This is a genomic window from Halobaculum sp. EA56, assembly GCF_051195075.1.
Lineage (GTDB): Archaea > Halobacteriota > Halobacteria > Halobacteriales > Haloferacaceae > Halobaculum.
Genome location: NZ_JBNTJX010000003.1, coordinates 228,355 through 253,700, shown reverse-complemented (window position 1 = coordinate 253,700; position 25,346 = coordinate 228,355). Strand labels below are relative to the sequence as shown.

At 69.7% G+C, this 25,346-nt stretch carries 22 protein-coding genes and 2 tRNA genes; 8 read left to right on the top strand and 16 right to left on the bottom strand.

Features of this window, described 5'->3' with window-relative positions; translation table 11 throughout:
• Positions 1 to 4: 4 nt before the first annotated feature.
• The 6 genes from ACQUQ1_RS07030 to ACQUQ1_RS07005 all read right to left on the bottom strand — a co-directional run bounded on the left by ACQUQ1_RS07030 (position 5) and on the right by ACQUQ1_RS07005 (position 8,755).
• The gene (locus tag ACQUQ1_RS07030; protein ID WP_435063559.1) at positions 5 to 655 is read right to left on the bottom strand and encodes a MinD/ParA family ATP-binding protein; all 651 of its coding nucleotides are present in this window, start codon (positions 653 to 655) and stop codon (positions 5 to 7) included.
• Positions 652 to 1,413 carry a hypothetical protein gene (locus ACQUQ1_RS07025; RefSeq protein ID WP_435063558.1) on the bottom strand — a complete coding sequence of 254 codons (762 nt, stop codon included), beginning with the start codon at positions 1,411 to 1,413 and terminating at the stop codon, positions 652 to 654. The genes ACQUQ1_RS07030 and ACQUQ1_RS07025 overlap by 4 nt, the downstream gene beginning before the upstream one ends.
• 61 nt (positions 1,414 to 1,474) lie before the next feature.
• On the bottom strand, positions 1,475 to 2,395 hold the full coding sequence (locus ACQUQ1_RS07020) for a hypothetical protein (RefSeq protein ID WP_435063557.1): 921 nt from the start codon (positions 2,393 to 2,395) through the stop codon (positions 1,475 to 1,477).
• Positions 2,392 to 2,736: a hypothetical protein gene (locus ACQUQ1_RS07015; protein ID WP_435063556.1), complete on the bottom strand. Its 345-nt coding sequence runs from the start codon at positions 2,734 to 2,736 to the stop codon at positions 2,392 to 2,394. The genes ACQUQ1_RS07020 and ACQUQ1_RS07015 overlap by 4 nt, the downstream gene beginning before the upstream one ends.
• Positions 2,737 to 2,800: 64 nt before the next feature.
• Complete coding sequence (locus ACQUQ1_RS07010) at positions 2,801 to 3,130, bottom strand: hypothetical protein (protein ID WP_435063555.1); 330 nt, start codon at positions 3,128 to 3,130, stop codon at positions 2,801 to 2,803.
• Positions 3,131 to 8,755, bottom strand: coding sequence for an LAGLIDADG family homing endonuclease (locus ACQUQ1_RS07005; protein ID WP_435063554.1), 5,625 nt, complete (start codon positions 8,753 to 8,755; stop codon positions 3,131 to 3,133).
• Between the two features lie 202 nt (positions 8,756 to 8,957).
• Here ACQUQ1_RS07005 and ACQUQ1_RS07000 point away from each other — a divergent pair, with 202 nt between their 5' ends.
• Positions 8,958 to 10,427 (top strand): amidase, encoded by a 1,470-nt coding sequence (locus ACQUQ1_RS07000; RefSeq protein ID WP_435063553.1) that lies wholly within the window; start codon positions 8,958 to 8,960, stop codon positions 10,425 to 10,427.
• A gap of 170 nt (positions 10,428 to 10,597) precedes the next feature.
• Here the strand turns inward: ACQUQ1_RS07000 and ACQUQ1_RS06995 are convergent, their stop codons facing one another.
• The 5 genes from ACQUQ1_RS06995 to ACQUQ1_RS06975 all read right to left on the bottom strand — a co-directional run bounded on the left by ACQUQ1_RS06995 (position 10,598) and on the right by ACQUQ1_RS06975 (position 16,232).
• Positions 10,598 to 11,038, bottom strand: coding sequence for a group I intron-associated PD-(D/E)XK endonuclease (locus ACQUQ1_RS06995; RefSeq protein ID WP_435063552.1), 441 nt, complete (start codon positions 11,036 to 11,038; stop codon positions 10,598 to 10,600).
• Between the two features lie 57 nt (positions 11,039 to 11,095).
• A tRNA-Pro gene (locus tag ACQUQ1_RS06990) sits at positions 11,096 to 11,166 on the bottom strand.
• 81 nt (positions 11,167 to 11,247) lie between these two features.
• Positions 11,248 to 13,104, bottom strand: coding sequence for an SLC13 family permease (locus ACQUQ1_RS06985; protein WP_435063551.1), 1,857 nt, complete (start codon positions 13,102 to 13,104; stop codon positions 11,248 to 11,250).
• 336 nt (positions 13,105 to 13,440) lie between these two features.
• Positions 13,441 to 15,483, bottom strand: a complete 2,043-nt coding sequence (locus ACQUQ1_RS06980) for a DEAD/DEAH box helicase (RefSeq protein ID WP_435063550.1) — start codon at positions 15,481 to 15,483, stop codon at positions 13,441 to 13,443.
• 344 nt (positions 15,484 to 15,827) lie between these two features.
• A complete protein-coding gene (locus ACQUQ1_RS06975) occupies positions 15,828 to 16,232 on the bottom strand; it encodes a cupin domain-containing protein (RefSeq protein ID WP_435063549.1) in 405 nt (134 codons plus the stop codon).
• A gap of 74 nt (positions 16,233 to 16,306) precedes the next feature.
• On the opposite strand from ACQUQ1_RS06975, the gene ACQUQ1_RS06970 reads away from it, so the two are divergent.
• The gene (locus ACQUQ1_RS06970) at positions 16,307 to 17,494 is read left to right on the top strand and encodes a CBS domain-containing protein (RefSeq protein WP_435063548.1); all 1,188 of its coding nucleotides are present in this window, start codon (positions 16,307 to 16,309) and stop codon (positions 17,492 to 17,494) included.
• A gap of 89 nt (positions 17,495 to 17,583) precedes the next feature.
• Here the strand turns inward: ACQUQ1_RS06970 and ACQUQ1_RS06965 are convergent, their stop codons facing one another.
• The gene (locus ACQUQ1_RS06965; RefSeq protein ID WP_435063719.1) at positions 17,584 to 17,985 is read right to left on the bottom strand and encodes an HNH endonuclease; all 402 of its coding nucleotides are present in this window, start codon (positions 17,983 to 17,985) and stop codon (positions 17,584 to 17,586) included.
• Between the two features lie 496 nt (positions 17,986 to 18,481).
• A tRNA-His gene (locus ACQUQ1_RS06960) sits at positions 18,482 to 18,554 on the bottom strand.
• A 120-nt stretch (positions 18,555 to 18,674) separates the two neighbouring features.
• On the opposite strand from ACQUQ1_RS06960, the gene ACQUQ1_RS06955 reads away from it, so the two are divergent.
• The 4 genes from ACQUQ1_RS06955 (at position 18,675) to ACQUQ1_RS06940 (ending at position 21,431) form a co-directional block, all read left to right on the top strand.
• Positions 18,675 to 19,151 (top strand): redoxin domain-containing protein, encoded by a 477-nt coding sequence (locus ACQUQ1_RS06955; protein WP_435063547.1) that lies wholly within the window; start codon positions 18,675 to 18,677, stop codon positions 19,149 to 19,151.
• 94 nt (positions 19,152 to 19,245) lie between these two features.
• Complete coding sequence (locus ACQUQ1_RS06950; RefSeq protein WP_435063546.1) at positions 19,246 to 20,457, top strand: ATP-binding protein; 1,212 nt, start codon at positions 19,246 to 19,248, stop codon at positions 20,455 to 20,457.
• A 42-nt stretch (positions 20,458 to 20,499) separates the two neighbouring features.
• Positions 20,500 to 20,955, top strand: coding sequence for a DUF5814 domain-containing protein (locus ACQUQ1_RS06945; RefSeq protein ID WP_435063545.1), 456 nt, complete (start codon positions 20,500 to 20,502; stop codon positions 20,953 to 20,955).
• A gap of 188 nt (positions 20,956 to 21,143) precedes the next feature.
• On the top strand, positions 21,144 to 21,431 hold the full coding sequence (locus ACQUQ1_RS06940; protein ID WP_435063544.1) for a HalOD1 output domain-containing protein: 288 nt from the start codon (positions 21,144 to 21,146) through the stop codon (positions 21,429 to 21,431).
• Between the two features lie 16 nt (positions 21,432 to 21,447).
• On the opposite strand, the gene ACQUQ1_RS06935 is transcribed toward ACQUQ1_RS06940, so the two are convergent.
• The 3 genes from ACQUQ1_RS06935 to ACQUQ1_RS06925 all read right to left on the bottom strand — a co-directional run bounded on the left by ACQUQ1_RS06935 (position 21,448) and on the right by ACQUQ1_RS06925 (position 23,539).
• On the bottom strand, positions 21,448 to 21,861 hold the full coding sequence (locus tag ACQUQ1_RS06935; RefSeq protein ID WP_435063543.1) for a ribbon-helix-helix protein, CopG family: 414 nt from the start codon (positions 21,859 to 21,861) through the stop codon (positions 21,448 to 21,450).
• 134 nt (positions 21,862 to 21,995) lie between these two features.
• On the bottom strand, positions 21,996 to 22,601 hold the full coding sequence (locus ACQUQ1_RS06930) for an RPA family protein (protein WP_435063542.1): 606 nt from the start codon (positions 22,599 to 22,601) through the stop codon (positions 21,996 to 21,998).
• Entirely contained in the window at positions 22,601 to 23,539 is a 939-nt protein-coding gene (locus tag ACQUQ1_RS06925) for a replication factor A (protein WP_435063541.1), read from the bottom strand. Before ACQUQ1_RS06925 ends, ACQUQ1_RS06930 begins: the two co-directional genes overlap by 1 nt.
• Positions 23,540 to 23,732: 193 nt before the next feature.
• On the opposite strand from ACQUQ1_RS06925, the gene ACQUQ1_RS06920 reads away from it, so the two are divergent.
• A complete protein-coding gene (locus tag ACQUQ1_RS06920) occupies positions 23,733 to 24,026 on the top strand; it encodes a DUF7091 family protein (protein WP_435063718.1) in 294 nt (97 codons plus the stop codon).
• A gap of 214 nt (positions 24,027 to 24,240) precedes the next feature.
• Positions 24,241 to 25,290 (top strand): mannose-1-phosphate guanylyltransferase, encoded by a 1,050-nt coding sequence (locus ACQUQ1_RS06915; protein ID WP_435063540.1) that lies wholly within the window; start codon positions 24,241 to 24,243, stop codon positions 25,288 to 25,290.
• Positions 25,291 to 25,346: the final 56 nt, after the last annotated feature.

The window sequence follows — 25,346 nt, the reverse complement described above, 5'->3', positions numbered from 1 at the left end:
GAGGCTACACCGCCGAACAGCGACGGACGGCCGCCGCGAGCGCGTCGACCGCCCGCGCCGTCGCCGACTCCGGGGCGGTCTCCGCTATCGGCGACGCCGAGTCGAGCGAGCGCGCGAGCCGCGGGTCGGCAGGCACCGCCGTCGCCGGGGCGCCGAGCGCCCGCCCGACCGCGCGCGTCGGCGGGTCCTCGACGACGCGGTTGAGCGCGACGGCCGCGAGCCCGCAGTCGAGCGTCCGGGCCGCGACCGCGTCCGCGAGCGCCCACCGCGTCGGCGACGCGACGAGCACGCACGCGTCCGCGACCGCCAGCGGCGCGCCCGCGTCCGCCCGGAGCCCCGCGGGGGAGTCGACGACCACGTGCTCGTACCCCGCGACCGCGACGGCCTCGCGGAGCCGACGAACGTCCGCGAGCCGTGCCCCCTCGAGGGTTCGCCCGCACGGGAGCAGGTCGACCGGACCGGGGCGGACCGCCTCCTCGGGGGCGGCCCGCCCGGCGAGCACGTCGTGGAGGTCCGGTCCCCGCTCGGGGCCGCCGGGGAGGTCAGCCATCCCGAGGTCGGCGTCGACCACCAGCGCGTCCAGCGCCGCGCCGAGGTTGTACGCCAGCGTCGACTTCCCGACGCCCCCCTTCCCGCCGGCGACGGCGACGATCACGCCAGCCGCTCCATCGCCTCGACCGGTACGTCGACGTCCGTCGCCCGCGAGGAGAGTTCCGTCGCCCGATCCGCGAGCGCCGAGAGCGCCTCGGCGTCGGCCGCGACCAGCGCCGCGATCCCCGCCGGGGCGACCCCGGATTCGAGGGTCGCCGTCGCCTCCGCGAACGACCCCTCCGCGAGCGTCTCCGCCCGCCCGACGCGCGTTTCGGCCCCGTCGAGATACCGGCGGACCGCCGGCGGGAGCGCGTCCGGGGACGCTCGTTCGCCGGCGGGTCGAGAGGCGTCATCCGCGTCCGCGGACGGATCGGGCCGGTCCGGCTTCGACCCCGTCGATCCGGAGGGGCGACGCCGATCCGTCGGCGACCCGCCCCCGGTCCCGGTCCGCGACGGGATCACCGCCGCCGGCGGCGTGGCGTCCGGCAGGTCGGACACCACGCGGTCCATCGGATCCGGGGTCCCGTCCGCGGGGTCGCCGACACTCACCAGTTCGACGGGCGAGCAGTCCGCCCCCGGATCGGGGTCCGTGACGCACGCGTATCCGAGCGCGAGTTCCGCCCCCGCGTCGACGACGCCGGCGTAGCCGTCGTCCGACCACCCCGGTTCGGGGAGTCCGTGGCGGCGGGGCGGCAGGACGGGGCCGTCGAGGCGGTTCCGCAGTCGCACCCGGCGCGCGACCGGTTCGTCGTTGTCGACGCGGACGCCGACGAGCGCGACCCCGTCGGCCGTCTCGACGGTCGTGTCGATCGTGACCGGCATGGGGCGGGTGGTGCCGCTATCGGCGATAAACCTCCGCGACGGCCGCGCCGGCGACGGCGGGCTACGGCGACGAGACCAGCACGACGGGGCTCCGGAGCCGCCTCGCGGCCCTCCCGGCCGCCCCGAACCGCGGAACCCCGACCACGACCGGGTCGTCGCGCTCGGCCAGCCGGACCGCCGCGAGGTGTGCCGAGACCGGGTCGCCGGCGAGGTCGACCGGATCGAATCGCCCCCCGTCGTCGAACGGGTCCCCGCGGTCGCCGTCCCGCGATATCCCCGGATCGAGGGCCGCGAGCGCGTCCGCGAACGCCGGCGCCACGGCGCGTGCCAGGTCGGTCCGCGCCTCCCGCCGGCGGTTGACGAGCGCGTCGCGGAGACGGAGTCGCCGCTCGCGCGCGTCTCGTGCCCGGCGCGCCCGCTCGCTTGCCCGTGCCAGCGCCTGTCGGGCCGCCACGCGCTCGGTCTCCGCCTCCGTCAGCGCGCGCGTCGCCGAGGCGTACGCCGCCGCCGCGTCGCCGGCGGTCTCGCGGTCCGTCGGGGTGCCCGGTGTCGACGCGGCGGGGCCGCCTCCGGGGTGGTGCTCGATGTCGGCGTCGTCACGCTCGCGGCGCTCGCGGAGCCTGCCCCGCAGGGTCGCCGCCCGGTTCCGGAGGCGGTCCACGTCGGCCGCGGCCTCGGCGACCCGCTCGCGCGCGCTCGCGAGCGCCCCGGTCGCGTCGCCCGCCGCCGCGACGGTCGCGTCCGCCTCCGCCGCCGCCGCGCGCAGCCGCCGGATCTCGTCGTCGTGTGGGTGGGTGTGGCCCCGCGCCCGGGCGGCCGCCGCGAGCACCCGCGTCGCCGCCGGCGGGTCCGGCGTCGCCGTCGCCAGCACGTCCTCGGGGTCGAGCCCGAGCGCCTCCCGGACGTCCCCGGGACCGACGTCGACGCCGCGGAGGTCGGCGGCCCGCCCGCGGTACGTCCGCCCGGCGATCCGGAGCCTCACAGCTCCGCGTCCCGCATCGCCGCCGGGTCCGGGTGGTCGCGGTCGGCGCCCGCCGCGAACTTCGCGTACGGCGTGCTCGGGGCGTCGCGGTCCTCGTAGGCGGCGGCCGCCTCCCGGACCGCGGGGCGTACCGCCGCGAACTCGTTGAACGGCTCCGTGCGCTCGACCTGCACGTCGGCGCCGTGTTTCGCCCGGAGGCGGCACGCGAGGAACGCCCCCCACTCCGTCTCCGACAGCAGCGCCGCCCGCCCGAACCGCCGGACGACGGTGTCGTCGTGGCTGCGACACACGTTGCGGAGCGTCGTCCGCGCCCCGCGCGAGAACGTCACGACGAGTATCATAAATTCAATTACTCCGCATACAATATAAATACTCCGAGAGAAGAACCGAGCCGCTGACCCGGAACTACAGCGGTTCGACGGTCACGTCGGCCGGGTCGACGGCGGGGTCGGCCGCTCCCGAGCCGGAACCGTCGGCGTCACCGCCGGCGGCGTCAGCCGAGGCCAGCGTCGCCGCCCGCTCGCGTGCCTCCGCGGGGTCGCCGGCGACGACGACGCGCCCCTCCCCGGGCCCGTCGACGACGCGGAACGCCCGGCGGTCCGCCACCTCGAACTCGGTGGCGTACGTCCGCAGGACGGTCGCGACGCGGCGCTCGGTCTCGCGCAGGTCGGCCTCGCCGTCCTCGAAGGCGCGGATCGCGTCCTCGACGTTCCGGAGCGCGGAGATGCGGTCCATCTACGTCGTCCGCACGTAGCCGGACTGGGGCTCGTAGATCTCCCCGCGCGTCCGGAGCTTCTCCAGTTCCTTCTCGGCCTTGCCCGCGTCCATCCCCACCTCGTCGGCGCGCTCGAGGATCGTGTCGACGGGCGCGCCGGGCTCGTCCTCGTACTCCTCGCCGATCGTCTCGATCAGCTCCTTGATGTTCTTGATGCGGTCGCGCTGGCTCTTGCTGGTGCCGGTCTCGACCACGTCGGCGTCGAACTGCCCCGTCTCGGGGTCGACGCCGATGTCCTGCAGGCACGAGCGCACGATCTCGATCACCCGGGTCGCGTCCTCCTCCTCGACGGTGTCGGAGAGGCGGACGCGCGCGCTCGCCTCCGAGAGGCGCACGAGCGCCTCCAGCTTCCGGGCGGTGACGGGCACGGGCGCGTCCTCGTCGGCGCCCTTCGAGCGCAGGTCGACGTAGAACTCGCGGATCGCCGCCCGCGCCTCGTCGGTCATCGTCGGGTAGCAGTTGCGCTTGGCGTACGCGATGTACTTGCGCAGCAGCTCCGCGTCGATGACGGGCGCGACTTCCTGGGTGACCTCGTCCACCTGCTCCTGCGTGAAGTTCGAGGTCGCCATCTCCGTGCGCTGGGTGTTCAACTCGCCCGCGTAGTTCGTCGTCAGGATGTGGTCCGCCAGCTCGGCGTCGTGCTCCGGGTCCGGGCTGTCCGTGACGGTGAAGATGAGGTCGAACCGCGAGATGAGGGCGGGTTCGAGGTCGATCTGCTCGCCGATTGGCTCGTACTGGTCGAAGCGGCCGTACTTGGGGTTGGCCGCGCCGAGGAGGGAACATCGGGATTTAAGAGTTGCATTTATTCCGGCTTTAGATACCGAAATTTGCTGTTGTTCCAATGCTTCATGCATCGCGGAGCGGTCCTCGGAGTTGTGGACGACCATCCCGTTGGCGATGAAGTTGTGCGTTCCCTCGACGGTGAGGTCGTACACGTTCGGCGTCGAGGCGGACTCGATCGCTTCGACCAGTCGCCGGATCTCGTCCCGGACAGCGCTGATCCGATCTTCTGCGGCCGAACGAACGTCGACGAATCGGTCGGTCGAGACAGTCCCGGAGAACCAGCGCGAGACACTCGATTGTGCGACATCGAGATCCGTTGCTACAGCACGTTGCGAGATATTGTGGCGGTCCAGTTCATCGGCGAGTGCGTGCCACGAATCCGTCGCCGGGGACCTCTCAAGTAGACGTGTGGCGCGCTCGACGACATCGTCGCTGGTTCCGCCGAGGATGTCGCTCAACTTCTCGCGGAGCACACTGACGCGGTCGTCCACCGTACCCGCCGGGACTTCCTCCACGGATTCGACGCGACGCCATTTCACGTCGCCACGGACGAGCGAGCGCAGTTCCGAGAGATCCGTCTCGGCAGCCTCCGAGACGATAGCCGAGATTCTGTCTCGAACAGCAGCCCGGATTCGCTCGTCGTCTCTCCACCGGCGGGAGATCTGTTGTTGGCTAAACTCGGTTCCCTCGGCGAGTTCCCGCTGGGAGACATGATAGCGAGTTCGGAGGGTCCCTAATTGGTCCCACGTAAGGTCGTCTGCCGAAGAGAGCGTCTCGGTGTCCGAGGCTGCACGCCGCTTTCGGCCTTCGAACGCATCGAGCACGCGGCGAGCACGGTGGATCGAGATGTTTGCGTGTTCCTGCTCGAATTCACAGTACGTCGCCGAATCGATCCCACACTCTCGCTGGTACAGACGGAGCGCTTCGCGTGACTCACGGAGCGCTCTGCCCGCACCCGGGATCACGTCAAGGATCGTTCGATCGCCGGATACGGACTCGACCACCTCGTCGAGCGCTTCGCGTTTCCGGCTCAGTTCGAATCCGACGTGGCGAGCGTATGCGGCGAGCGATTCGGCGTCGGTGATCGCGAGAACGTACAGGTCCCGACTGTCGGGTCGTTCACGTGTCTGGATCTGACTCGAAACGTCGAACTCCAGCAGGAGTTCTTTCGTTCCGAGGAGCAGTTCATAACTGGAGGAGTGGATCCGGACATTTCCGGTAGCAGTATCGACTGACCCCTCGCTGTCGGCAAGCGCACGGACGAACGCCGCCTTCGTCTCGCGCGAACCATCGGAGACACCTGCAGGGAACGACTTTCCGTCGTAGATTTCCAGATTCATTCCCGCGTCGAGAACCGTATCTGCGTACTCCTTTCCGTGAAGACGGACAGTCTCGACACCGTCCGCACGTTGCTCGCTGGGGTGGCGAACTGTATCCGCGCCGAACGCGATCTCACAGGTGTCCTCGAAGTCCGAAAGGAGTTCCTCCTCGGCGTTCGTGAAGCGGATCCCGTAGCTCCCACCGGATCGGTCGTAGTGGACGTTTCCGTCGCCGGAGAGATAACCGAGAACGGCACCGAGTGCAGGACCTACTTCGTCTTCTCGGTGAAGACGACAGTCTGACGGAGACGACCGAGCCGCATCGGCACCGCCGTCAGCCGCCGGTGTTGGAACTGCTCGCGGAACGTAGACCCAATCCCCCTCACCGAGGGTACCGGCCGCACGTTCGACACGGTCTCCGTCTTCTCGGACGAAGAACGGGTGATCCTCGGTAGCGGTGAGCCGCTCGCCAGTTGCGAGTGTTACCTCCGTGAGTGACGACGGCGCCTCGTACTCGTGGACTGCCGTGACGGGTCGCCGCACGATCTGTCCGTCGTCGGTCATCGTCCACGCGTCGAATTCTACGTCGCGGATAGTCCGCCCGTTCGCGAGCGGCTCGATCGATCCGTCTTCGGCCGCTTCGTCGGCGAGTTCGGCGATCCGTCGGACCTGACCATCAGCGAGGTGGACGAGAGTGTCACCCGTTACACACCGCATCTTGTCCAGTTCGTCGACAGCGGCGATCCCCTTGTCGGCGAGTACGAGTGCACCGGCCTCCAGGGTCCACTGCTGGCCGTCGCCGAAGTCGTCGCGAACCGCGGCGGCAGTGTTGTGGGTTACGACGCCGTTGCCGACGAAGTTGTGTGTCTCCGGGACCGTCAGGTCGAACACCTCGCGCTCGCCGACATCGCTCACGTCGGTGACGCGGTCCCACCGGAGGTCGGCCTCGACAGCTTCCCGGACGGCAGGTTCCGCCTCGCCCAACTCGATCTGGTCAAGGATCTCTCGTGCCCGGTCGCGACCGGGGTTGTCACCGCGCGTGACGTTCGTGTGATACGCGCCGCCGGCACCATCGGTCGCGACGAGCGCCGGCCCGACGGGTATCGTTTCCTCACGGCGGGTCGCATCGTCCGTGATCCGATCCAGTGCCTCCCGCTTATCGTCGGCTTCGAAACCGACCGTGTTCGCATACCGCTCGATGTTTGCGCCGTACAGTTCGACGAAGTGCTGAACGTGCTTCGACTCGATCGTCCGTCCGTCCTCGAGTTCGTTGGTTCCTCGCCGGTCACGTTCGCGTCGACGGGCGCGGACTCCGTACGTCTCCAGCATCAACTGGATCTGCTCGGCCAGTTTCTCGCTGATCGTCGAAACGAGTACGCTCGATCCGCCGTCATCGCGGGCCGATACCGATCCGTCGGCGTCCATCAGGCCGCGAAGGAATGCGTCCGCGTGAGCTGCAGTAGTCAGTTCGGGCGCGAGTTCCAGATCGACTTTCGGCGTCTCCATGCCCGCGTTGGCGAACAGCCGCGCGATCGTCGCGCTACCGACCCTGATACACGGCACACGGTCCTCCTGGCGCTCGATCTCGGGGCGTTTGTCGAACTTTGCAGCGAAGATATCGCATGCCCGCTGCAACAGCGCCTCGTTCCCGTTGGATATTCGCACCATCCCGCGGTTGCCGCCACGGCGATCCAACGAAATGTCTCCGTCACCGAATACGAGTCCGAGAAGGTACATGAGGTCCTCGTCGAACGTCTCCGGGACGGTGATGCTGTCCCCGTGCCGGATCATCAGTCGGTCGAACGCGACGTCCTCGCGGGTCAACTCGACCGCGTCGAGAATGCGATCGAGTTTCGCAAGCGGGATGTGCCGATTGCGAAGGGAGTCGTAGATGAAGTCCTCCGAGAGGTCAAGTGCGGCTGCCGCGGCACGGAGGTGTCCGAAGCGGTCACATAGCGCGTCGCGGAGTAGTTCCACCGACTCGTCGGCCAAGTCCAGTTTCTCGGTCGTGAGTTCGAGGAACTCCCTGACGGGTACCTCTTGTCGGTCGAGGTCACTGTACCGTGGGACGGCGACGTGTTGTCCCGGCTCGATATCGGAAACAGCGACCCACTCCAAGCCGTTCGCTCCGCAGGTCAACACCGGAGTGTTCTCCGAAGCCGTGAGCGACTTGCCGTGGGCAGTTTCGATCCGTCGACACGGCTTCTCGGGCATCCGCCAGACGTGCGAGGACTCGCGGTTGACCATCGCTCCTGCGTCCCCGTCGAACGTCTGTAGACCGACACGCTTCGCCGCGCTCGTCTCCTCGGAAACTGGGTCGGGGTGTTCCTCTGTCGCAAGATCGCGGACCTCGCGGAGGCCATCCTCAGTGTGGATCAGTGTGTCGCCTGTCACACACAGACCGGCCGAACTGGAGCCCTTCCCGGAGGTGTAGACGGATCGCGGAGCGATATTTCGGATATATGATAACATCTGCGATTTACCAGTTCCGGGGTCCCCGATCAACAGCATGTGGAGGTCCCCCCGAATCCGCGAGCCGTCCGGGAGGTGTTTCGTCACGCCGGAGAACAGCTGCAGGATCATCGAGAGCTTCTCCTGCTCGTAGCCGTAGATGGAGGGCGCGACGGAGGCGACCATCTCGTCGTAGATGTCGTCGTGGGTGGACAGCTCGAGGATCTCCTGTTTGTCCTCGTCGGTGATGTCCATGTCCTCGAACTCCTCGTCCTCGATGACGACCGAGACGCCCTCCATGTACGGGTCGAAGACGGTCGTCTTCTCCTGGCCGCTCGTCACCTGCTCCATCTCCAGGCGGCCCACGACGGTGACGTGGTCGCCCGGCGTCACCTGTCCGCAGATGTCGTCCTCCAGGTTCACGTCGATGCTCTGGGGCGTCTCGCCGCCGCGCAGCCCCTCCGGCGACTCCTGCACCCGGAGCTGCTGAGAGTCGATGAACTTCGACTCGTTGTTGTTGACGCGGAACGGCCCCTGGCGCTCGCAGCCCTGACACTCGTGGGGCTCCTGGAACCCCGAGTCGTTCTGCGGGATGTACGTCATCGTCCCGCAGCGCTGGCACTCGAAGGCCGCCTCCACGATCTTCGGGCGCACGTCGGTCGCCTTGCGGACGATGCCCTGCACCGCGACCATCGAGCCGATGTGGTCGTCGCTGACGCGGATGCCGCGGATGTCGAGGGTGTTCTCCCGCGGGAGCCCCCGGAGCCTGACGTGCGCCTGCCCCAGCGAGATGTCGACCGGGAGGTCGTAGGTGCGCAGCGCCTCCTCGGCGACCTCCTGCATCTCGCCGGGGCGGTTGAGGTACCGCTCGGCCAGATCCGGGTCGTACGTGAAGAGGTCGTCGTACTCGACGTAGAGGGAGCGCTGCTCCTTCGGGTAGTTCTGCGCGAGACGCGCGATCTCGTCGCTGTAGTAGGTCCGATAGAAGCTGAGGAACGCGTCGACGTCCTGTCCCTCGGCGGCCTGGCTCATTGCGTACCGATAGTCACCTCATCAGGTAAGAACTGTCGCCTCCGAGCGGAAGTGGAGACCGACCCCGCGGGGCCGGGTCGGTTTCCGTCCCGGTACCGCGGCCCGTGAGGGAGATCGACCGCGGGCGGGACGCACGGATAGCCGTATTGTGAACCGGAATGGAAATAGGATTGAATAGTGTTCACAGCGAACACGACAGGGCATGTCATCGAGGACGGAGCCAACCTCGGCGGCGGAACTGGCGGCCCGGATCAGACGCGGCGCCGTCTCGCCCGTCGAGGTCGTGGACGACTGTCTGGACCGGGTGAGAGACCGGGACGCCGACCTGAACGCCTTCGTGACGGTCCTGGAGGAGGACGCGCGCGACCGGGCACGGGAGGCCGAGCGGGCCGTCGAGGCGGGGGAGGAACTCGGCCCGCTGCACGGCGTCCCGATCGCGGTGAAGGACCTGTTCGACTTCAAGGCGGGCGTCAGGAACACGATGGGGTCGAAGCCCTTCGGGGAGTTCGTCCCGGAGGAGTCGGCGACGTACGTCGAGCGCCTCGAGGCGGCGGGCGCCATCGTCGTCGGCAAGACCAACACGCCGGAGTTCGGCCACAAGGGGACGACCGACAACCGGATCGTCGGCCCGACGAGCACGCCGTTCGACCTCGACCGGAACGCCGGCGGGTCATCGGGCGGGAGCGCGGCGGCCGTCGCCGACGGGATCGTGCCGATCGCTCAGGGGTCCGACGGGGGCGGATCCGTCCGGATCCCGGCGTCCTTCTGCGGCGTCTACGGGTTCAAGGCGTCCTACGGGCGGGTCGCGCAGGCGATCCGGCCGGACGCGTTCCTCTCGCACACGCCGACGATCCACGCGGGGCCGATCGCCCGGACCGTCGAGGACGCCGCGCTGATGCTCGACGTGATGGTCGGACCGCACCCGCGCGACCCGCTGAGCGTGCCCGACGAGGACCCGGACTACAGGGGAGCGGTCCGGCGGGGGATCGAGGGCATGTCCGTCGCGTACAGCCCGACGTTCGACGTCTTCCCCGTCGACGAGCGGGTCCGCCGCGTCGTCGACGACGCCGTCGACGCCTTCGAGGAGGCGGGTGCGGCCGTCGAGGAGGTCGACCTCGGGATCGACCACTCCCAGCAGGACCTCGCGGACCTGTGGATCCGCGAGATCGGGGCGCTGTATCACTCCGCGGTGGAGGGGTTCAAGGACCAAGGCGTCGACCTCCTCGGCGACCACCGCGACGAGCTCTGCGAGGAGTTCGCGGAACTGCTGGAGGACACCCGGGACCAGACGATGATCGACCTCAAGCGCGACGACCACGTCCGAACCGAGGTCTACGACGCGATCCAGGACGTCTTCGTCGACCACGACCTCCTCGTGACCCCGACGCTCGCGGTCCCGCCGGTCGAGAACGTCGACGACCCGGAGGTCCAGACGGTCGGGCCGACCGAGGTCGAGGGCGAGCCGGTCGACCCGCTCATCGGCTGGTGTCTCACTTACCCGATCAACTTCACCGGCCACCCGGCTGCGTCGGTCCCCGCCGGCCTGACGGACGGCGGGCTTCCGGTCGGCCTCCAGATCGTCGGCGACCGGTTCGCGGACACGGACGTGCTGGCCGCGAGCGGGGCGTTCGAGCGGGTCCGCCCCTGGCACGACACGTATCCGCCGCGGTAGGGTCACCGCGGCGCCGCCGCCCTCTCGTTGGGTGTAGCGGACCGTGCGTGGGCACGCTCGAGGAGGTGATCACTCGACTGTCAAGAGCGTACAGCCGACAGTCGTCGGCCCCGGTGGCGATCCCGGACAGGCGCCGCCGAGCGTCGGTATGACCGGTACAAGACGCGGTGTCAGACCGGCCGGATGTCCGGCCAGCGTGCGTCGAACTCGTAGTCCTCAGCCCAGTTGATCGACGAGTCGTGCTGCTCCGGATCCTCGACGCGCAGGTGCATCGCGCTTCCGACCACGTCGGCCGGGACGAGGTACATCGTCTGCAGGTCGTGACAGTAGACGATGAAGCAGTCCACCTCGTCGTCGTAGGTCTTGTACACGTGTCCCTGCGAGTTGGTGTGCTGGGACTTCCCTCGAACGTACACGCATCCGTTCATCACCGGACCGGTCTTCACCTGTGCCGAGCGGAATTCGTGATCCGACTGGGGGACGAGGTCGTATCGTTCGTTGTCGCCGACCGGTCGCGAAACCGGAACGCCGCGTCGTTGTAGCTCGGCGATCACGACGGACTCGGTATACTCCCCCTTCCGATGGCTCGGCAGTTCGTCGATCGGACGCATACGTCGCTTGCGCCGCTATCGGGTATGAACTCGTGCCGCGAACGGACGACAGCGGAGTGGGACCGCCGAGAATCGAACTCGGGTCCAAGCGTCCCAAACGCCAGAGGATACCACTACCCCACGGTCCCTCCTTTGGAACACGCTCCCCCGACGAACTAAACCGTTCCGTTCGTCGCCGTTCCCGTCGACCCCGTCACACACCCGTCGCTCTACAACCCGAGCCCGAAGAACACGGGGATGCCGAGCGTCGTCACGACCGCGAAGATGGCCTGCAGGGGCGCGCCCACGCGGACGTAGTCGCTGAAGCGGTAGCCGCCGGGGCCGTAGACGAAGAGGTTCGTCTGGTAGCCGACGGGCGTCATGAACGCCGTCGAGGCCGCGAACGTGACCGCCATCGCGAACGCGAGCGGGTTCGCCCCGAGCGTCGCCGCCACCTGCAGGGCGACTGGGATCATGAGCACGACGCTGGCGTTGTTGGAGATGACGTTGGTGAGCAGCGCCGTGACGACGTAGAACGACCCGAGCAGGAGCAGCGGCGAGAGCACGTCCGCGCCGGCGACGACGGCGTCGGCGATCAGCCCCGCGGCCCCGGACGTCTGCATGGCGATGCCCAGCGGGATGACGCCCGCGAGCAGGAAGATCACGTCCCACTCGACGGCGTCGTACACCTCGCCGGGCTTCAGACAACCCGTGACGACCATCGCGAGCGCGCCCGCCAGCGCCGACACCACGATGGGGAGCACGTCCGCGGCCGCGAGGCCGACGACGAGCGCGACGATGCCGACGGCGACCGGCGTCCGCGACCGGCGCCAGTCGTGGGTCTCGATCTCGCGGGCGAGGATGAGGTTCCGGTTGGCGTCGATGCGTTCGATCGACGCCTCCCCCGCCTGCACGAGCAGGGTGTCGCCCACCCGCAGCGGGATGCGGTCCATGCGCTGGCGGACCAGCTCGCCCCCGCGCCGGAACGCCAGCACCGTCGCGTCGTAGCGCTGGCGGAAGCTGGCGGACGCGAGGGACTCGCCGACCAGCGACGAGCCGGGGGCGACGATCACCTCCACGAGGTTTCTCGCGTCCTCGGCGCCCTCCAGTTCCGCCTCGTCGACGACTTCCGGGACGAGGTCGAGCCCCTCCACGTCGAGCAGTTCCACCAGCGTCGCCCGGTCGGTTCGCACCGCGAACACGTCGCCGGCGCGGATCTCCTTCTGTCCGAGCGGTTCGAGGAACGTCCGGTTGTCGCGCACGAGCTGGACGATGTCCACGTCGAACTCCGTCTCCGTCAGCGCCGTCTCGACGCGCTGGCCGACCAGCGGGGAGTCCTCGCGGACGACGACCTCGGTCAGGTAGTCGGCCATCCGGAACTCCTCGGTGAGGTCGGCGCGGGGTTCGATCCGCGCGGGCGTGAGCCAGCGCCCGACCGTCAGGAGGTACAGCGACCCGACGACCAGCAGGACCGACCCGAGCGGGAGGAACTCGAACATCCCGAACTGCCGGGCCACGTCGGCGGGCGCGAGCGTCGCGTACAGGTCCGACGCGAGGATGTTGGTCGAGGTGCCGATGAGCGTGAGCGTCCCGCCGAACATCGACGCGTAGCTCAGCGGGAGCAGCAGCTTCGAGGGGGAGGTCCGCCCGCGCTCGGCCAGGTCGATCACCATCGGGAGGAGGATCGCGACCGCGGCCGTGTTGTTGATCAGGCCGGAGATCGGGCCGACGACGCCGATCGTCGCGCCGAGCTGCTTCGACTCGCTGCCCTCCGTGAGCCGCGAGATGAACGCGCCGAGGCGCTGGACGATGCCGGTCATCCGCACGCCCTCCGAGAGGACGAACATCGCGAGCACCGTCAGCGTCGCCGGGTTCGCGAACCCCGACAGCCCCTGCTCGACGGTGACGAGTTCGAACGGAGCGGACAGCAGTCCGACCCCCGCCAGCGCCGCCGTGACCGGCCCCGCGAGCAGGAGCGAGACGAGGACCCCGATGGCGGTGATGTCGACCGGGACCGGCTCGGTCACGAACAGCACGAGCGCCGCGAGGATCACCGCGAAGACGTAGAGGACCTCGGGCGCGATCACGGGGAGTGCGACGCCGGGGGACGGGAAAAAGGATGCGGGAACGGGGGACGACCGGCGATCGATCGCGGGACGCGGGCGTCCGGGGTCGTCGCAGCGTGGATCGTGGACCGGATCCGCGAGGACCGCGAGCAACCCGGCACCCGGGCGGTCCGGCGGGGGGCGGCCGGTTCTGCCGGAACGACGGGCACGAGACCCGCGAGGGGAGTGGCTCGGGGGCCGACACGGGCGTCGACCGCCCCGCGGCCCGGGTCGGTAGCCGCCCGCGCGGGCCGTCGAGGACGGGGTCGTCGCCGGCGCGACCCCCGCGGTGCGGGTCCCGACGGACTCCCGGCCCCGCTACAGCTCCTCGTCGGCCAGCTCCATGTCCGCGACGATGTCGTAGGGGTGTTTGTCCTTGCGGATGCCGTCGAGGATGCGGAAGGCGTCGTCGGGCGCGAGGAAGTGCTCGGCGACGGCGCGTCCCAGCGGCGTCGGCGAGAGGCCGTCGATGAACTCCCACTCCAGCAACTTCCCGACGGCGTGGGTCGTCGGTACCTCGCCGATCATCCGGTCGTTGAGCTTCTTGGCGCCCGTGCCGGCGACGACGACGTTCGCGAGCGTCTCCTCGGCCGCCGAGGCCGTGTCGTACACCGTCTTCACGTCCTCCATCTCCCCCTTCAGCAGCTTGAACGCCGTCTCGTCCTCGGTGCCCTCCATGGAGCTGTGGTAGCTGGCGTCCGGCTCGACGAGGACGTACACCTTCCCCTCGTCGTGGTAGTCCGGCCGGCCGGCGCGCCCGAGCATCTGCTCGAACTCCTGGACGGAGAGCCACTCGATTCCCATCGCGAGCGTGTCGAAGATCACCTGCGAGGCGGGGAAGTCGACGCCGGCGGCCAGCGCGGCCGTCGTGACGACCGCCGCCAGCTCCTGGTCGCCGAACTTCCGCTCGACGGTCTTGCGGCGCTTGTAGTCCAGCCCGGCGTGGTACGGCGCGGAGTCGTACTCCAACTTCCGCGAGATCTCGTGACAGCGCCGGCGGGAGTTGGTGAAGACGATGGTCTGCCCGCGGTACCCCTTCGAGGACTTCGTGTCGAACTCGCGCTTGACGAGCTTGTTCTCGATGTCGACCTTCTCGCGCTGGTCGGCGAAGGTGACGTGACGCTCGATGGGGACGGGCCGCTCCTCGAACTCGATGAGCGTCGCGCCCAGGCGCTCGGCGAGGAACTCCGGGTTGCCGACCGTCGCCGAGAGGTACACCCACTGGGCGGGCGAACCCCGCTCCTCGGTGTAGTGTTTCAGCCGGGAGATCATCCCGTCGAGGCGGTGGCCCCGCTCGGGCTCCTTGAGGGTGTGGACCTCGTCGATGACGACGGTGCCGATCTCGCCCATGTCCTTGCCCGTGCGGAGCGCGTGGTCGATCCCCTCGTAGGTGCCCACGATCACGTCCGCGTTCGGGTCGAAGCGGTTCCCGTCGTCGTTGATCCGGGAGGCGCCCACGCGGATGGTCACGTCGAGGACGTCGCCGTAGCGCTCCTCGAAGTCCTCGTGCTTCTGGTTCGCGAGCGCGACCAGCGGCACGAGGAACAGCAGCTTCCCCTGCCCGTTGAGCGCGCGGTTCACGCCCGCGAGCTCGCCGACGAGCGTCTTTCCGGTCGCCGTCGCGCTCACGACGAGCTGGTCGTCCCCGTCGAACAGGCCGTTCCTCGCGGAGAGGCTCTGCACCGGGAGCAGCTCGTCGAACCGGCCCTCGACGTGCTCCTGGAGCGCCGGATGGAGGTTCAGCGAGTCCGTGGGGACGGGGTCGATCTCGTCGGTCGTCGCGGAGACGGTGTCGAACTTCGTGAGGTCGGGGTCGAGGTTCCCCTGCAGGAGGTTCGTGATGCGCTCCAGGTCCTGCACCTCGAACAGCAGCTCCTCAAGTCGCTCCTGTGCGGTGCCGGTGAACTGCCCCTTGTAGGAGAGCTCACGCTCCAACTCTCGCTTGGCGCAGTCCCGGCAGATGAAGTCGCGGTCGGCCTTCACCGCGGTGTCGCTCGTGACCGGGGAGTAGCGCCCGTCGTTGGCGCAGTAGCGGCAGGTGCGCACCTGCTTGGCGTCGAGCTGGTACGCCGAGAGCATCTCCAGCAGGCGGGCGCGGGCGCGCGAGCCGGTCTGCTCGGAGATGCGGATGCGGCGGGCCGAGCGCGCGAGGTCGACGAACTGGTCGGGCTGGCGCGGCTCCTCGCCGCCCTTCCGCTTGACGCGGAAGCGGCGCGGGCGCGGGCCGGCGTCGGCCTCCTTGAGTTCGAGGACGCCGTGGAGGACCCGGGAGCCGTCGCGCTCGACGACGACGGTGAACTCGTCGCCGGCGTCGCGCTCGTGGAGGAACAGGGTCTCGACCTGCGGGAGTTGCTCGGACACGGTGATCGCTTGGTGTGGGGTAGGCGGATGCGGTATTTCAGGGATTCGGCTTCCGTGTGCGGGTGCGTGTCGCGATCGACGGCGGCGCCGTCTCTGTGGAGTGTCGCCGACGGCGGCACCGTCGCTGTGGAGCGTTACCGGTCGTGACATCGTTGCCGTCGCGACGGGGACCGGGAGCCGCTTTCAGTCCCACCCGACAGCACCGCACCGCCACCACGTCCTCCCCAGCCGATTCGGTCGTCCGTTCGCCCCGCTCACGAACTCCCTCATCCCTCGCGCGCGTCCGGCTGCGACAGGAGTGCAGCCGGCACGCGCCACCGCGGACGCCGCCACCCCGGAGGTGGCTACTCCTCGTCCAGCACCCGGATCGTGTCGTCGCCGTGGGGGACCACGCAGACGAACGCCCCCGGCTCGTCGCCGTCGTTACGGTACCAGTGGGGGACGCCCGCGGGGATGAGCAGCGCGTCGCCCGCCGCGACCCTGTGTTCCTCGCCGTCGAGTCCGACGGTGTACTCGCCCGAGAGGACGTACTGCTCGTGTTCGACCTCGTTCGTGTGGTTCGGGACGTGCGCGCCGGGCGCGAGTTCGAACCGGCGCATCGCGAAGTGGGGCGCGCCGTCGGACTCGTCGAGGAGGACCGCCTTGGACATCCCCTCGCCGGCGTCGACGGCGGTCATCGGGGTCTCCTCGCCGCGCTTCACGACCGGCGCCGGCCCGGTCGCCGTCGTCGGGTCGTCTGTGTCGCTCATGGGCGATGGTTCCGCGGGAACCGTGATAAGTCCCGGCGGCCGGGTTTATACGCCATCGGGGACTACCCCGAGGTATGCGAGGAATCCGTGTCGGGCGGGTCGCCGGCATCCCGATCCAGTTGAACTGGACGTTCCTCCTGATCCTCCCGCTGTTCGCGTATCTCATCGGGAGCCAGGTGGGGGAGTTCGCCGGCGTCGTCTCCGACACCTTCGGCGTCGCCATCGCCGCCGACGCGCTCACCGTCGGTGCCCTCCCGTGGGTGCTCGGGACCGTCGCCGCCGTCGGCCTGTTCGTCTCCGTCCTGCTGCACGAGTTCGGCCACTCGCTCACCGCGATGCGCTACGGCTACGAGATCAAGGCGATCACGCTGTGGCTGTTCGGCGGCGTCGCCCAGTTCGAGGAGATGCCCGAGGACTGGAAACAGGAGTTCGCCATCGCGATCATGGGCCCGGTCGTCTCCGTCGCGCTGGGCGTCCTCGCGTACGTCGTGCTCGTGGGCGTCAGCCTCCCCGCGACGGCCGCGTTCGTCGTCGGCTACCTCGCGCTGATGAACCTCGTGCTCGCGGCGTTCAACATGCTCCCCGGCTTCCCGATGGACGGCGGCCGGGTGCTGCGCGCGCTGCTGGCGCGCAACCGGCCGCACGCGCGGGCGACCCAGATCGCCGCCGAGGTGGGGAAGGTGTTCGCGTTCCTGCTGGGGCTGGTCGGCCTCTTCGGCGGCAACTGGCTCACGGTCGGCCTCGCGTTCTTCATCTACATCGCCGCCTCCAGCGAGGCCCAGCAGACCACGATGCGCGCCGCCTTCGAGGGCGTCGCCGTCGGCGACATCATGACGCCCCGCGAGAAGCTCCACACCGTCGAACCGCGGACGAGCGTCGCCCAGTTGATGGAGCGCATGTTCCGCGAGCGCCACACCGGCTACCCGGTCCTGAAGAACGGGACCCTCGTCGGGATGGTCACCCTCGAAGACGCCCAGGGCGTCCGCGAGGTGGAGCGGGACGCCTACACCGTCGACGACGTGATGGAGACCGACATCGCCAGCGTCACCCCCGACGCGGACGCCCTGACCGCCCTCGAGACCATGCAGCAGCGCGGCGTCGGCCGGCTGGCCGTCCTCGACGAGGAGGGCGACCTCGTCGGGCTCATCTCCCGGACCGACCTCATGACCGCGTTCAACGTGATCCAGAGCGGCGGCAAGGAGTCGCTCGGCCTCACCGGCGACGCCGGCGTCCTCCCCGACGTGGGCGGCCGGAGCGTGTGAAGGGGCCCGATCAGTCTATCATCACGCGTTCCCGCCGCCTTACCTATCTCGGTGAGGAACGGAGGTCCTCGAACTGAGGCACCTGTCGATCACTCCGAGCGTTTCGACGCTAAACATGCCAGCATTCGTCTGTTGATCGCACCGGAGTCGGCCGCGCGGTGGCATCCGGCACACAAGCAAATGACGTTTTCGAGGTGATGAGCGTCAGATAGCTCGTACCGTTCGGCGTTCTTGTACACCCGAACCGGGACGATGTGGTGGACGTCCGGGTTTCGGCCGATTTCGTCGGCGCGTTTCCCACAAACCTGGTACGTGTGGTTATCACGATCAAGCGCCGCCCGGCGAACCGAACGCCATCCGCGTCCGTAGCACCCGATCGGTCCGCCTTTCCAGTTCGGATGACCATCACCCGAATACGTCTTCGACAACCACTCCGCTCGACAGGAGTCGCTGCACAGCACGTTGTCACTCGTTTCGCTCGGATATCTCATCACCGTTCGGCCACAGACCGCACAGTCAAACTCGGACGGTCCACCGTTCCAGCGACCGTTGCGCTCACCTGACAGCCGTGGGGGCTTCCGCCAGTTCCCGCCCGTCACACAATCCGGACAGAAGATACCCTTCTTTTCGGATGGATAATACTCGAACTCGGAGCCACATCGTTCACAGGACGTCGTGGTGGTAGCTCCACGATAGTTGGGATTGCGTTCGCCCGCCTTCGAGACGTTCTTCTTCAAACACGACTCGGAACAGTACCGTCGCTCGTGTGCGGAATAGAACGGCGCCCCACATTCCGAACAGTTGCGATTCGGAAGCGTCGCTCCATGGCTTCTACTATGATGAACACGCATCCCGCGGTTGGTTCCGAACTCGGAGTCGCATGCCGGTCAGACGACCTGCATACGAATAGATTCAGGAGAGACTGTTTATGTACCACCCTCAGAGTGGAAGTGAACTCGCCCGAAAAAGTGTAAGAATTTTGAAACAGTCCAGGTGCGAGAATTGAACCCGCGTCTCAGCCTCCACAAGGCTGAAGGATAGTCCACTACCCCAACCCGGACACGCACTCGTAAGTAGCCCGGTGTGACTGAAATACGTTACGACTCCCCCCGCCACTCTGTGTGCGAGACACACGCACGAGGGCGGAACGACGAGGGGCGCGTGGGTCGTACCCACACCCATGATCGGGCGAGGCGATACCGCGCCGACGTTCACGCTGCCGGGCGCGGACCCCGGCGGGACCGACGAGTACAGCCTGGAGGAGTACACCGACCGCGGGTGGACCGTCGTGCTCGTGTTCTACCCGTTCGACTTCCACCCGACCTGCACCGAGCAGGTGTGCACCGTCCGCGACGCCGACTGGCTGACCCTCGTCGAGGGCTCCGCGGTGCTCGGTGTCGGCGGCGACTCGGTGTACAGCCACCGCGCGTACGCCGCCGAGCACGACGTGAACTACCCGCTGCTGGCAGACGCGGACGGGAGCGTGGCCGACGCGTACGGCCTCCGGGCCGACGTCGAGGGACATCGGAACGTCCCCGAGCGCGCCGCCGTCGTCGTCGACGAGGACCGGACCGTCCGGTTCACGTGGCGCGCGGACGACCCCGAGGACACGCTCGACGTCGGCGCCGTCTCGTCCGCGGTCGAGGCCCTCGGCTGACCTGTGAGAGACCGGGGCGCTCCCCGGGCCGCCGACCCTCGGCGTGTCATTCGTTTGTCTCCCATTTATTGTCCGCCCGTGCGAGCAACCGAGCATGGAGCGCGCCCGGTACGAGTGGGACGTCGCGGCGGCGGGGACCGCCCTCCTCGGCGCGACGCTGTTTCTCGCGACCGCCTACCACCACGTCGTCCGGGAGCCGGGGGTCGTCGGCGGCCGGGTCGGGCCGACGGCGGCGTTCGTGCTCGACGGCGGCCTCGCGGTCGGCGTGGTCGCCGTCGGCGTCGGGCTGGCGCGGTCGGACCGCGACCGCGAGAGCCGACGGACCGTGGCCGCGTTCGGCGCCGGCACCGGGCTGGCGTTCGGCCTCGCGATGGCGCTCACGATGGCGATCCGGGCGGCCGAGGGGCGGCCGGTCGCCGAGCCCGAGTTCGTCCTCTTCACCGCCGTCGGCGCGGGGTTCCTGACCGGCTCGCTCGCTGGCACCTACCGGGCGCGGAGCCGCGAGCACGCCCGGTCTGTCGCCCGCACGCGCGACTCGCTGGCGTTCGTCAACGGGATGCTCAGACACGACGTCCGCAACGACGCCGCGATCATCGCCGGCTACGCCGAGGACCTCGACGCGGGGGCCGCGACGGCCGACGGGCGGACCGCGGCGTCGGTCGTCCGCGACCGCGCCCGCCGGGTCGTCGAGCGGACCGAACTGGCGCGGACGGTCGCCGAGACCGTCGCGGGGGAGGCCGACCCCGACCCGGTCCCGCTCGCGCCGCTCGTCGACGAGGCCGTCGCGTCGGCCCGGTCCGCGTACCCGGCGGCGACGGTCGCGAGCGAGGTGCCGGCGGGACTGACCGCCCCCGTGAACGAGGCGTTCCGGCTCGTCCTCGACAACCTGATCGAGAACGCGATCGAACACCACGAGGGCGAGGCGACCGTGCGCGTCGACGCCGAACGCGCCGGCGACCGCGTCCGCGTTCGCGTCCTCGACGACGGCCCGGGGATCCCCCCGGAGGCGCGCGCGGACCTGTTCGACCACGAGGTGGGGGCCGCGAAGGGACTCCACGTCGTCGACACCGTCGTCGGCGGCCTCGGCGGCGAGGTCCGCGTCCGCGACCGCGACCCGCACGGCACCGCGGTCGTCGTGTCGCTGCCGGCCGCGGAGGCGGAGCCGACATCGGAGACGGAGCCGGGAGCGGACGCGGCGGCCGGGGGCGACTCCGGGGCGCCGAGGGCGGACGACGACACGGGCGGCGCCGCCGACCGCGCCGGCGACGCGGACGGTCCCCCCGTCGACGACCGGGACGCCGCCTGACCGTCGCGCTTTTCTCGCCGGATCCGCTATCGTCATCCAGCAGTGGCCATCACGGACAAGATCTACCTCAAGAACCACCGGCAGATCGCCTCACAGTTGGACGCCAACATCCCGAAGGGCGCGTTCAAGGGGGCGACGCTGGACCTGGTGTTCTCGGGCGACGGCCTCGCCGACCTCGACGAGGCGACCCGGGACCGGGTGCTGGAGTTCGCCGAGGACTTCCTCGACTGCGGGTGCGACGACGCGCCGTACTGCGGCCACCCCGAGCGGAAGTTCGTCCGATACCTGCTGGAGCTTCGCGCGCAGGGGCTCGGCCCGGACGCCATCGTCGACGTGATGGGCGAAGACTACATGCTGTACGCCTACCCCGGGGACGTGCTCTCGTTCCTCGACTCGGCGGTGCGCACGCTGGAGGCGACCGAGTCGCTGGCGGCCGTCGAGGGCGACGAGGAGGCCCGCGAGCGGGCGCGCGAGGCGCGGAACGCGCTGGCTCGGTAGGCGGCAGTCGCGTCCCGTCGCCTCGCGGCCTCGCGCGTCGACCGGACCGGGACGGCTCGCCGTGGTGTCGACCCCCCGAACCGCCCGGGGAGGGGCCGACCCGGGGGCGGTAGCCCGGGCGTAACGACCGTCACGACCCCGAAGTCGCGTTAATCGTGGTTGATCGCGGTTCGCGACGGGAGGTGTTCATGTCCGCCCGCGACGACCCCCAAGCCGTGATCGAACGGACCAGTCCCCCCCGAGCCGACGCCGACCGTCCCGCGAGCGAACGCGTCGTCGAGCGGGTCGCCGCCGCGGAGGGGAGCGACCCCGCCCGCCTCGAGGGGCGGCTGTACGACGCCGTCGACGCGGACGGGCTCGACGCGCTGGTCGACCGCGGGTCGTCGGACCTGGCGGTCGAGTTCGCGTTCTCCGGGTACACGGTCGTCGTCGAGGACGACGGGCCGGGATCCGTCTCCGTCGAGGTGACGGAGTGAGCGCCGGACGGCGTAGCTACCCCAGCTGGTACGGCTCGTCGTCGTCGCTGTCGCCGTCGAGTTCCTCCAGGAAGACGACCTCCTCGCCGTCGTCGGCCTCCTCCAGTTTGTCCTGCAGGTACGTGACGAACGCCTTGTACTCGTCCAGCTGCTCGCGGAGGTGTTCGGCCTCCAGCTCCAGGCGCTCGTGCTCGCGGACGAAGCTCTTGGGCACCTCGACGGTCGGCGGGAACGACTCGCCGTCGGCGTCGGTCTCCTCGACGCGGTTCTCCGGGACGACCTCCACCTGTCCGTCGTGCGCGACGAGGGTGTCAACGTAGTCGCGGAACACCGCCGACAGCGAGAGGTCGCGCTCGTCGGCGATCTCCCGCAGCGCCTCGAAGGCGTCCTCGTTGACGCGGAAGGAGACCGTCTTGTTCTTGCTGCCCATTTGCCGTCCACTCGCGTGCGCTGTCACTTAACCGTTCGTCAGACGTTCGCACGGATCCGACGCGGGCGGAGGGGGGTCGGGGGCCACGAAAAACGGAAACGGAGCGGGGACGGGCGCGTGCGTCGACCGGCGGCTTACGCCGGCGCCTCGCCCTCGCCCTCGAGTTCGTCGGCGTCGTCGAGCGACCGGAGCGCCGCGACGGCGGCGTCGCGGTACTCCTCGACGGGCAGGTCGTACTGCTCGCGGGCCATCCGCGCGTACTCGTTGCCCTCGTCGTCGAACGCCTCGATGCGGTCGAGGGTGCGCGCGGCGGTCTCGGCGACCCAGCGGTCGCGCGTGGCGGCGTCGACGGTCGTGATCGACTCGGGGCGCACGGAGACGTTCACGTTCCCGTCGTCCGTCTCGTAGGTGCGGGGCTTGCCGACGACGGCGACGTAGGCGGGCGGCTCCAGTTCCCGGAGGGCGCTGGCGGCCTCGGGCTGGTACTGCCCGGCGTAGGTGAAGAACGTCCCCGTCGGGTCGACGATGCGGCCGCGCCAGTACTCGCTGTCCTCGCCGACGTCCTCCTTCTCGGTGAGGGTGCCGACGACGAACACGCGGTTGGCGCGCTCGCCCGTCGGGAGGAGCAGGTACAGGGGGGCCCGCTCGTCGTCGGACTCCTTGAAGGTGTAGCTGGCGTCGTTGTACTCGGCCGCGAAGACGCGGCGTGCGACCTCTCGGGTGGGGACTGACTGGCTCATTACAGGGACCTCGCGCGGATCAGCAGCGACTCGGCGTCCAGTTCCGTGGACGGGCCGGACAGTTCCTCGAACTCGTCGGCGAGCACGTACCGGCCCAGCGTCGGGCCGCGCACCCGGTAGTAGCGGCCGACGATCATGTCGGCCATCTTCTCGCCCACCACCGTGGTGTCGAGGGCGTCCTGGGCCATCTCCTTGGCCTCCGCCAGGTCGATGCCGGTGAGCTCGGCGGTCGCCTCCTCGTTGAAGATGACCTCCTGCACCGAGTCGCCGTCGTCGAGCACCGCCTTGATGCGGAGGTCGAACTCGCCGTCGACCTGGCCGTGCTCGCTGCAGCGGCCGTTCTGGAGGACGCGCGTGCAGTCGTCCTCGGGACAGCGCTTGATGAGCCCCGAGCCGGACTGGATGTCGACCAGCGCGCCCTCGACCTCGTCGCTGTCGTCGCCGACCTCGATGTCCTCGTCGAGTTCGGTGATCGTGGTCGTCCGGTTGAGCTTCACCGAGTAGTTGCCCTGGTACTCGTCGGTGACGACGTTCGAGAGGGCGTAGCTCGCGCCCTCCTCCAGTTCCTCCAGTTCGCTCGTGGAGAAGGAGACGAACTTGATCGTGCCCGACTCGTCGCCGAGCAGGCCCACCTGCGCGATGGAGTCGTGGTTGGGGTCCCACAGGTCGGCCACCTTCACGCGAAGGTCGACCCACTGTTCGTCCTCGTCGATGTCGCCGACGAGCGCCTGCTGGCTCCCGCCGGAGCCGATCTCGTCGCGCTCCAGCCCCGCCTCGTCGAGGTAGGAGTTGACGACGCTCCGCCGCGCCTCGTCGACGGGGACGCTGTACTCGTTCACCAGCGAGGCGAGGCGCTCCTCGATCTCCTCGACGGTGAGGTCCAAGTGGTCTGAAAACTGCTCGTGTATCTCTTCCGCGTGGGTTTGCAGGTCTGCCATGGTTCTCCTGCCTCCGGTTGGTGTTTCGGTGGGAGGCGTACGGCGGTTGGTGCGGGATCCTATTTAGTATTCCGTGACCGCGGTGAAAGTGAAGATCGGGGACGGCGGACGCACACTCGAACGTCCGCCGGAGTCGCCGCCGCCGTGCCGGCAACGGACTGATACCCGGGGCGCACACAGAGGAGGTATGGGACTGAGCGACAGGCTCCGCCGGGTGCTCCGCCAGCAGGCGCGCAAGGCCGGCCGCGAGTACGCGCGCAGCAAGCGCGCCTACCGCGAGGGGCGCGAGTGGGGCGAGAACCGCGCCGAGGACTTCGACCTCCCCACGGACGGGGAGGACCGCGCCCGGATCGTCTGTCGCCGCCACGCGGAGAAGCGCCGCGTCGCGGTGAACGCCGGCGGGGAGCCGGCGTGTTTCGAGTCGGGGCACCCGGACTGTGAGGGGTGCGCCGAGGACGTGCGGGAGGGGCGCGTGCAGACGTGGTAGGCGAGGTCGACCGGAGGGAGACCTCGGTTGCGAACGGCGAACAGAGTGAGCCGTGAGCAAAGCGAGACGCGACCGAGGGGAGCGTCTCGGACGACGGCGGCGAGGTCTCCGTGCCGAGCCGCCCACGAAGTGAGCGAGCGTCTCGGACGACGGCGGCGCGCTCCCGACCCGCTTCCCCTCGTCCTTATAACCGGGCCACCCGACACGAGCGACAATGGACCGACCCGTCGTCGCCGTGATCCTCGCCGGCGGCACCGGCTCGCGGCTCTACCCCGCCTCGCGGAGCGACCGCCCGAAGCAGTTCCTCGCGCTGGGCGACCCGGACGACGATCGAAGCCTCCTCGCCAGAACGGCCGATCGCACGGGCTTCGCGGACGCGACGCTGGTCGCCACCCGCCCGGAATTCGCCGCGGAGGTACCCGAACACGCCCCCGACGCCGAGGTCGTGGTCGAGCCGGCGGGCAGGGACACCGGCCCGGCGGCGCTGTACGCGACCCATCACGCACGCGGGGCGGTCGACGGCGACCCGGTCGTGGTCGTCCTCCCCGCCGACCACCACGTCCCCGACGCCGACGCCTTCGAGGCGACGATGGCGCGGGGGGCGCGCGTCGCCGGCGACACCGGCCGGCTGGTCGCCTTCGGCGTCGAGCCGACCCGGCCGGCCACCGGGTACGGGTACATCGAACCCGGCGAGGATCGGGGCGGAGACGGTTCCGCGCCCGCCTACCGCGACCTCGCCGCGTTCCACGAGAAGCCGGACGCCGACACCGCCGCCGAGTACGTCGACGCGGGCCACTACTGGAACGCGGGCATCTTCGCGTGGACGCCGGCGGCGCTGTTCCGCGAGGCGCGCGACACGCCGCTCGGGCCGCTCGCGGACGCGCTCGACGGCGACGACCCGGACCCGGAGGCCGGCTTCGACGCGGTCGATCCGGTCAGCGTCGACTACGCGGTGATGGAGCGCGCAGAGCGCGCGGCGGTCGTCCCGGCGGCGTTCGCGTGGGACGACCTCGGGGCGTGGGACGCGCTCGACCGGGTGCTCGACCCGGACGCCGACGGGAACGTCGTCGCGGGCGGCGCCGAGGCGCTGGCCGTCGACGCCGCGGACAACGTCGTCGCCGCCGACGACGCGCACGTCTCGCTGGTCGGCGTTGAGGGGCTGTGCGTCGTCGCCTACGACGACCGCGTGCTCGTCGTCCCGAAGGGGGACGCCCAGCGCGTCCGCGACGCGGTCGACCGGCTGAAGGGGGCGGGCGAGTTCTGAGCCCCGGAGCGACCGCGGGGCCGCAGTTACCGCGGCGGCGACGGCCGACGCCGCGA

What these genes read in the sequence shown, in the direction of transcription:
- ACQUQ1_RS06935 (WP_435063543.1), bottom strand. Translation starts at nt 21,861, where the DNA reads ATGGGCAGCAAGAACAAGACGGTCTCCTTCCGCGTCAACGAGGACGCC.
- ACQUQ1_RS06915 (WP_435063540.1), top strand. Translation starts at nt 24,241, where the DNA reads ATGGACCGACCCGTCGTCGCCGTGATCCTCGCCGGCGGCACCGGCTCG.
- ACQUQ1_RS07015 (WP_435063556.1), bottom strand. Translation starts at nt 2,736, where the DNA reads ATGATACTCGTCGTGACGTTCTCGCGCGGGGCGCGGACGACGCTCCGC.
- ACQUQ1_RS07000 (WP_435063553.1), top strand. Translation starts at nt 8,958, where the DNA reads ATGTCATCGAGGACGGAGCCAACCTCGGCGGCGGAACTGGCGGCCCGG.
- ACQUQ1_RS06965 (WP_435063719.1), bottom strand. Translation starts at nt 17,985, where the DNA reads ATGAGATATCCGAGCGAAACGAGTGACAACGTGCTGTGCAGCGACTCC.
- ACQUQ1_RS06925 (WP_435063541.1), bottom strand. Translation starts at nt 23,539, where the DNA reads ATGGCAGACCTGCAAACCCACGCGGAAGAGATACACGAGCAGTTTTCA.
- ACQUQ1_RS07005 (WP_435063554.1), bottom strand. Translation starts at nt 8,755, where the DNA reads ATGAGCCAGGCCGCCGAGGGACAGGACGTCGACGCGTTCCTCAGCTTC.
- ACQUQ1_RS07010 (WP_435063555.1), bottom strand. Translation starts at nt 3,130, where the DNA reads ATGGACCGCATCTCCGCGCTCCGGAACGTCGAGGACGCGATCCGCGCC.
- ACQUQ1_RS06970 (WP_435063548.1), top strand. Translation starts at nt 16,307, where the DNA reads ATGCGAGGAATCCGTGTCGGGCGGGTCGCCGGCATCCCGATCCAGTTG.
- ACQUQ1_RS07025 (WP_435063558.1), bottom strand. Translation starts at nt 1,413, where the DNA reads ATGCCGGTCACGATCGACACGACCGTCGAGACGGCCGACGGGGTCGCG.
- ACQUQ1_RS06930 (WP_435063542.1), bottom strand. Translation starts at nt 22,601, where the DNA reads ATGAGCCAGTCAGTCCCCACCCGAGAGGTCGCACGCCGCGTCTTCGCG.
- ACQUQ1_RS06940 (WP_435063544.1), top strand. Translation starts at nt 21,144, where the DNA reads ATGTCCGCCCGCGACGACCCCCAAGCCGTGATCGAACGGACCAGTCCC.
- ACQUQ1_RS06955 (WP_435063547.1), top strand. Translation starts at nt 18,675, where the DNA reads ATGATCGGGCGAGGCGATACCGCGCCGACGTTCACGCTGCCGGGCGCG.
- ACQUQ1_RS06995 (WP_435063552.1), bottom strand. Translation starts at nt 11,038, where the DNA reads ATGCGTCCGATCGACGAACTGCCGAGCCATCGGAAGGGGGAGTATACC.
- ACQUQ1_RS06975 (WP_435063549.1), bottom strand. Translation starts at nt 16,232, where the DNA reads ATGAGCGACACAGACGACCCGACGACGGCGACCGGGCCGGCGCCGGTC.
- ACQUQ1_RS06950 (WP_435063546.1), top strand. Translation starts at nt 19,246, where the DNA reads ATGGAGCGCGCCCGGTACGAGTGGGACGTCGCGGCGGCGGGGACCGCC.